Below are 6506 nucleotides of genomic sequence, written 5' to 3'. Positions count from 1 at the left end.
AGCGTATTGCCCTATTCAAACCACCATAGGCAAAGAGGTATCTCGTTTTCTTGATGGTCTTAAAAAAATGTATCAGCGCGGTTTTGAATATCAACCGTCTGAGGTTGGTGAACTTTCTCTAACCAATAAGGTAGTTGTTCAGGGGAACCAAGGGCGACCACTTAAAGCTATCTGGAAAGCGAAAGACGAAAACAAGCAGGTTCGAACACATACCCAAGAATTACACGGAGCAACGAAAAAGCCTTTCGACTTTCATTATGTTTGGGTTGCTGAATGTCCTGCGAATGAAAACGGTGAGCCAAATCCACACGTTCATATTCTATTGAATTACCACGTGCCTAAAGAGCATTTTCAAGGGTGGGCGAAACGTGTTGAGCGCCTTTGGGGGCATGGTATGGCTAATCTCCAACGTATTCAGCACAAAGAAGCGGCGGCGGGTTATCTCATCAAAGCAATTGGTTATGCCGCTAAAGGTGGTAATGCTGACCAAGGGTTGATTAAAGGTAATCGCTATAACATTGCTCGTTGCAGTCGAGCCCCTGAGTGGGAGGCGTTGGCAAGCTTTGACGTTTCCAATATGACGGGAATTATCAAAGAGTGTGGGTATCGTTTAGAGCAATGGAAAGCTCCAACCAAGCGCGAAATTGCTCGCAAGAAAGCCAAAAAAGAAGAGGCCAAAAAAGCCATTGCTATCAATAAAAAAGCTAAAAAGGTCGGGGCAGTCGTCAAGCTAAATAGACTCATAAAGCAGATAGATAGCGAAATTCGAGCACAAAAGGAACGTTTAAGCAGTCGCGGCGTGTTTGCCAGTTCAGATAATCAATTTTCGATTAGCTTTGAGGGCGAGGACTGCGAACAAAAAGCTAATCAATTCTTAGAGTGGGCGGCAGGGGCTAGAGGTTGGAGTATGACGACAGAGGATGCGTATCTAGATGATATACGCCTTGAAGCAAAAGACCGTTACCAACAAGAGTTTAAGCGTTGGCAAGTCAATCAAGCTAACTGGTTAAGTCTGCTCAATCAGGACTTGCCGCCAATACCAACTTATGAAATTCAACAAGAGCTACTCGGTCAGGCCATGAACGAAGTAGAGCAATACTATCGACAACAGGTAATCCAATGACGGAAAAAACAATACAAAGCGAAACCACTCGTTTACTGAATGAAATGGATTCGGAGTCGCAAGCGTATAAGCCCCCGATGGGCTTCGGTTTCATTAAGCCTTGGCTAGTGAAAACCATTTGGCTTTTTAAAGCCTTTAACCAACGTCTAAACGCATTAGAAAAGGAAAATAGCTAATGGAAAATGAAAACGAAATCTTAGGATATGTAGTGTGCTCGACTTGCTTAACACCAAAGGCAATCAAGCAAGGTAAAGGGAAACGTTCGGCTTATGTTCATGGTCGTTGTGAGTGTGGCCCTGATACTCGTACAGGCAAGGCAATGCAAGCAGAAATGAATGCCTTTAAATCACTTGAAGAAGTGCAATCAGATATCGAAAAGCTCAAAGCTCCAAAGCCAGAGGCTAAACCGATTGTCAATCAAGGGGAATTTAAACCCAATCCAGAGCCAACACCGAAACCCAATACAGATACGGAATCAAAGCCAATCGGAACGGCGGCGTGTGTGGGTATTGGTGCTCTTATGGGGTTGGTGTTTGGTGGTCTAGTTAAAACAATCAAAGTGGTGGCGTAAATGGAAAACGAATTAGAAGTAAATGAAATTGAAGTGAATGAAGATGTGCACACAACGGAAGATGAAGCGGCACTGCTTCAACAGTTAGGTGATGAGCAAGATTTTGACCCTAGTACCGCTGATATTAAACAAGCGGATAATGCGCAAGCTCTAGCGCAAGGCTCAGCGTCTGTAATGGCAATTCTTGGTGTGTCTGAGCAATTGCTAAAACAGTTTGGACATAAAGACTTTGCTATTGACCCATCACAGGCAGAAAGCGTGGCAAGTACGGCAGCACCTTTGTTTGTGAAATATGGCGGTGAAATGCCCCCATGGTTAGCAGCCTACAAAGAAGAGTTTGCATTTCTGGTCGCGGCGGGTTCATTAGGCTTTACGTCATTCCAACAAATCAAAATGCTTAAGGCATCCGATGCGGCGAAAGAAATCACTCAATCGGAAGAGGTAACAGATTCCGCGGAGGAAGCACAATAAATGCAGCCAATTAACCCAAATAATGCCCTTAAAAATGGTCATGTGTTTGCGGTTGGTATGAGTGGCAGCGGGAAAACATCCGCTGCCAAAAAACTCTTTATCAAAGATACTGACCAAGTGGCTATGTTTGACCCAATGGGCGATTACAGTGGAAAGCTTGCAGGGCGTGTGGTGCGCGGGTATTCCAATATTAAAGAGTTTGCCGCCGCACTGATTGCAGGTCGTAAGACAAAACAAGGCTTTAAGATTGCCTATCAACCGACTCACGAAACCACAACCAAAGACTTTGATAAGTTTTGCCAAGTGGTTTGGGCTATGGGGAATGGTAAGCACAAAAAACCGCTTAAAATCATCTGCGAAGAGGTTGCGGAGCATAGCGAAAATGCAGGTAAAGCAACGGGCTATCATGGCAAAATATTGCGCTTAGGCCGTAAGTTTAACCTGCATACTATTAACCTGTTTCAACGTGGTCAGGAAGTTTCAAAGACCATTATCGATAACTGTCAGCATGCCTGTGTGATGATGCAAAAGACCAAGGCTAGTGCTGTGTATTTGGAAAAAATGACCGGAATCCCTGCAAGTGATATCGAAAAACTTGATCCACTTGAGTACCTATTACAAGACGGTAAAGCGTTCAAGAAAGGGGTGATTAAGTGGTAAATTGTGACACAAAGCCCATTTATTCCGAATCGATTCCCAATAACTATTAGGAATCGATTCCCAATAGCCTGTTTAAGTAAAAGCCGCCTAATGTTGGGCGGTTTTTTTTATAGGTAAAGAAATGGCAGGTTTTACACCGAAGAAACTCGCGGTTATTGCTCTTGTAGCATCCGTTGTGGCGGCTGGCGTGGTTTGGGCTTCAAACAACGTTGACGCTGTTGAAGATACCATCGGTTAAGGGAGTAATTATCAATGTCTGCTCCAACTAAACTCAATTCCTTCACGGGTGCGGATTACGGCGAGAAAGCAACGCTGACTATTCCGATTGGTCCTACTTATGAAGAAATCTTTCTTGAGACCAACCTTGCGGCTGCACAATTGCGCCGTATCACGCTGACACTGAATGCAGATGAAATCATTGTTTTAGATGGTGAGTTCATCAAGAAGTTAGAAGCGTACAAAGGTCTGACTCAGGTAGATGGCTTCTTCACAATCCCACTGTCTGATATCACAGCAAAAACGAAAAACGGCGTTCGTTACACAGGTCTGGTAACGGAAATGGGCGATAACATTACGCTAGAAGTAGAAATTGCTTCTACCTCTCAAGCGAATGCACCCAAGGTTCAATTGCAAGCATGGGCGACCGTTTCAGCGCGTCAACCTGCACGTGTGGTTGTGCCAAAAATCAAAAAGCAAACCATGCAAGCAAGCTCTACAGAAAATGAGTTTCTTGATCTTGTTTCGGGCCCGCTTCAACTGGTTCGCCGCATGCACTTTTTAAGTGATGAAATTCATACACTGCAAATCTACCGTGACTTTGTGAAGGTCTTTGACTCTTCACGAGCTTTGGAAGATATGCGAGCAAAACGCAATCGCCGTTTTTGGCAAGCGGGCTGCTTCCATTTCGACCCAATCATGCGCGGCTTTTACATTGATGAACTGTTTCCAACGGCACATAGCTCGGAGCTTAAGTTCACAGTGAAAACCAATCAGCCTGTCGGCTCTATTCCAATTATTGTTGAGTCAGTGGAAGTTGTTCGCCCTGATTTAGTGTAGGGGGTGACTTTTGGCTTTTTGGGATGATTTAACCGATTTTGGGTCTGGGCTTTTGGATGATGTAGGTGAAGGTATGGGTAACTTGATTGATACCGCTACCAAAGACGACTCATCGAAAAACGCAGGTACGACTCAGCAACCCCAACAGCCTGTAAAAGATAATCATGGCAACGCGGTGACAGGCTCACCGCAGCCCCAAACGACTGACAAAACATTGTTGTATGTCGGTGGCGGTTTGGGTGTCGCGTTATTGCTTACGGTGTTGGTTATTGCAGTGAAAAAGTAAGGGGGAAGTATGCCATTAATTGTGCTTCTTCCTCTGGTTGCGGGCGGCGTTGGATTTGGGGCGGGCTTTTGGTCTGGTTCAGGTGCAACGAAATTATTAAAAGTCGCGGCGGTAAGTGGCGGCTGTTATGTGGCTTATCGAGTCATTAAGGGGGGCAAATGATACCGGGTATCGGCGGCGGTTTAAGCGCGGGCGGTTCTATGCCTATCAGTGCCGGAGGTGGTTCGGCTGGCCCTAGTGAGGCAACAGGGACTAACTCGATTGGTGGCATTCGTAATGGTGCTATCAATTTTGGTGGGAGTGCGGGGCAAAGCCTTGCTCAAAACCTGCCGTTTGTCTTGTTGGCTCTTGGTATTGCGTGGGTGGCGTTTAAAAAATGAATTTCATGTTAATTAAACCTACTCGCGCTGACATCAAAGCACAGTTTGCCCTGATTAAATCCGCATTTAACGGGGTGCATTGTGCCAAGGCTGAATATCAATTTTGTTGTGAAGCAGTCAGTAATAAACAGGCGAGCTTTTACCACTTAAAAGGTGCGGGTGTCTCTGTTCGTTTTGTTGGTTTGGTTACCAGTGATAACGAGTATTTAATTTTGGCTATGACAGGCAAGGGGTTAGTGAAAGCGGCTCCTTGCATTATTGAGGCGGTGAAGTCTCAAGGTTATCGCTCAATTAAATATCACACGGTGCGCCGTGGGATGGAACGCATCCTTAAAGCTTTTGGTTTCGTTGTTGCAGATAAGACAGAGCATGAATCGGTTTTATCACTCACATGGGAGGGGTGCTAATGGGTGGCGGTGGCAGTAGTTCAAGTAAGAACGTTACAAACACAACCAACACTAGCGGCACCAGTGCCATTAGTGGGGATAACCTTGGTGTTGTTATTTCTGGTGTTAACGGCAATGTCGGTAATATTTCAGTGACTGACCATGGTTCGGTTAAGGCAGCAACAGAAATCGCAAAAAGCGCGATGAACAGCAATAGCGCTGCTATGAAAGAAGCGGCTCGATTGGGTTCTGATGCGCTTAAAGCCAACGAAAAGGCGATTGATGAATCATTAGGTTTTGGGCGTGATGCTCTCAAGTCAAACGAGAGCGTGAGCAAAGAAGCCCTTAAATCAAATGAAAGTGTTAGCAAAGAAGCAATTAAGGCTAATCAAGAATCGCTTAAATCTGCTTTGAGTTCTGGTCAAGAGTCCCTATCAAAGGCTCTCGATTTTAGTCGTGACTCAATGAAAGAAAACAGCGTTGTGAGTCAAAAGGCAATGGACAATATGCGACAGAACAGCGCAGATACAACGTCCGCAATTAAAGCCATGGCTGCACAGTCGGGAGAGAACGCCCGCGCTGCTCTGGTTATGGCAGAAAATACCGCTTCACGCAGTCAAACAGGCAGTGCTGGCGAAATGTCAAAAGTTGCGATTGCAGTTGCAGTGGCAGCAGGTGTGGGAATGGTCGCAACGGCCTTTAAGGGGGCTAAATGAAACAGCTAACCTTACAGGCTAATGAAGTTAAACGTTTTGGTGTGGGTTCTGATAAGTGGCTGATTGTCCGTGAATCTCAAGAGTACCTCTATGTTCGCAGTGATAACGGCGAGCAAATTCGTGTTGATGCGGGAGATACGTTAGATATTGAAAGCTTTAAAGAGCTTGAAATTTCTAACCCTCATGCAGCGTCAATTCGAGTGGTGTACCAACTCACTAAACGTGATCTAAAAACCACCCCACCTGCACAGGTGAAGTTTGCTCAATCGTTGGCAGTCAGTGAGATTCGTTCAATCGTGACCACTCGACAAGAAACGGCGCAACGCTTTATCAGTCGTGACCATTTGCTTATTAACCCTAATGAAAAGAAACGTTTGTTCAATGCCTCAGTTACACGACTAGAGGCGATTATCCAAAACGTTAGCGATACGGAAGTAGAAGCGATGATTGGTGATAGCAATGTTTCTGCCGTGGTTGGGCTTCCGGTTATGGGGGACAGACAAGCCCCCGCAGGAATTACGATTACGGGTGGTGGTGAGCTCTGGGCGTACAACAATTCTAATCAACCTTTAAAACTGGCAATGATGGAGGTTCACCGATGAGCCACATCATGCCCCGTCGAGTGGTCGTGAAATACGACCCACTCACGGAACACCTTCAAAACCTACAGCCTGAGCAAGTAGACGCATTGGAAATGATGCAAGGCGTTTACAGCAATCAGGTGGCATTAAGTGCGGCGGTTGTATCTATGCAGCGTCACGCTTTCGATTCAGATAATGACGTTCACGAACTGGCAGATAGTGTGGCAGCAAATACGCTCCCTCGCTTACAGGACGTAGCGGAAGAAATGGAGAAAG

General features: G+C 45.6%; 13 protein-coding genes. All 13 read left to right on the top strand.

Annotation, left to right across the window (positions count from 1 at the left end; translation table 11 throughout):
- Positions 1–1123 (top strand): rolling circle replication-associated protein (locus A142_RS15015; protein ID WP_019820835.1); only part of this gene is annotated, 1123 nt, incomplete at its 5' end.
- The gene (locus A142_RS15010) at positions 1120–1299 is read left to right on the top strand and encodes a hypothetical protein (RefSeq protein ID WP_008221318.1); all 180 of its coding nucleotides are present in this window, start codon (positions 1120–1122) and stop codon (positions 1297–1299) included. The genes A142_RS15015 and A142_RS15010, both read left to right, overlap by 4 nt.
- Positions 1299–1694 carry a hypothetical protein gene (locus A142_RS15005; RefSeq protein ID WP_019820832.1) on the top strand — a complete coding sequence of 132 codons (396 nt, stop codon included), beginning with the start codon at positions 1299–1301 and terminating at the stop codon, positions 1692–1694. Before A142_RS15010 ends, A142_RS15005 begins: the two co-directional genes overlap by 1 nt.
- Positions 1695–2165: a hypothetical protein gene (locus A142_RS15000; RefSeq protein ID WP_019820830.1), complete on the top strand. Its 471-nt coding sequence runs from the start codon at positions 1695–1697 to the stop codon at positions 2163–2165. It abuts the gene before it with no gap.
- Entirely contained in the window at positions 2166–2825 is a 660-nt protein-coding gene (locus A142_RS14995; protein ID WP_008221310.1) for an ATP-binding protein, read from the top strand.
- A gap of 252 nt (positions 2826–3077) precedes the next feature.
- On the top strand, positions 3078–3881 hold the full coding sequence (locus A142_RS14990) for a major capsid protein P2 (protein WP_008221307.1): 804 nt from the start codon (positions 3078–3080) through the stop codon (positions 3879–3881).
- Positions 3882–3891: 10 nt separating this feature from the next.
- The gene (locus A142_RS14985; protein WP_019820825.1) at positions 3892–4167 is read left to right on the top strand and encodes a hypothetical protein; all 276 of its coding nucleotides are present in this window, start codon (positions 3892–3894) and stop codon (positions 4165–4167) included.
- 9 nt (positions 4168–4176) lie between these two features.
- The gene (locus A142_RS25195) at positions 4177–4329 is read left to right on the top strand and encodes a hypothetical protein (RefSeq protein ID WP_008221303.1); all 153 of its coding nucleotides are present in this window, start codon (positions 4177–4179) and stop codon (positions 4327–4329) included.
- Positions 4326–4547: a hypothetical protein gene (locus A142_RS14980; protein WP_008221301.1), complete on the top strand. Its 222-nt coding sequence runs from the start codon at positions 4326–4328 to the stop codon at positions 4545–4547. Before A142_RS25195 ends, A142_RS14980 begins: the two co-directional genes overlap by 4 nt.
- Positions 4548–4552: 5 nt before the next feature.
- On the top strand, positions 4553–4954 hold the full coding sequence (locus A142_RS14975; protein WP_008221299.1) for a hypothetical protein: 402 nt from the start codon (positions 4553–4555) through the stop codon (positions 4952–4954).
- Positions 4954–5649, top strand: a complete 696-nt coding sequence (locus A142_RS14970; RefSeq protein ID WP_019820819.1) for a hypothetical protein — start codon at positions 4954–4956, stop codon at positions 5647–5649. The genes A142_RS14975 and A142_RS14970 overlap by 1 nt, the downstream gene beginning before the upstream one ends.
- A complete protein-coding gene (locus A142_RS14965; RefSeq protein WP_019820817.1) occupies positions 5646–6251 on the top strand; it encodes a hypothetical protein in 606 nt (201 codons plus the stop codon). Before A142_RS14970 ends, A142_RS14965 begins: the two co-directional genes overlap by 4 nt.
- Positions 6248–6506: hypothetical protein (locus A142_RS14960; protein ID WP_019820816.1), on the top strand; the 259-nt coding region annotated here is incomplete at its 3' end. The genes A142_RS14965 and A142_RS14960, both read left to right, overlap by 4 nt.

The organism is Vibrio splendidus 12E03, from assembly GCF_000272105.2.
Taxonomy (GTDB): domain Bacteria; phylum Pseudomonadota; class Gammaproteobacteria; order Enterobacterales; family Vibrionaceae; genus Vibrio; species Vibrio splendidus_I.
This window is presented reverse-complemented; position numbering and strand designations above follow the sequence as displayed.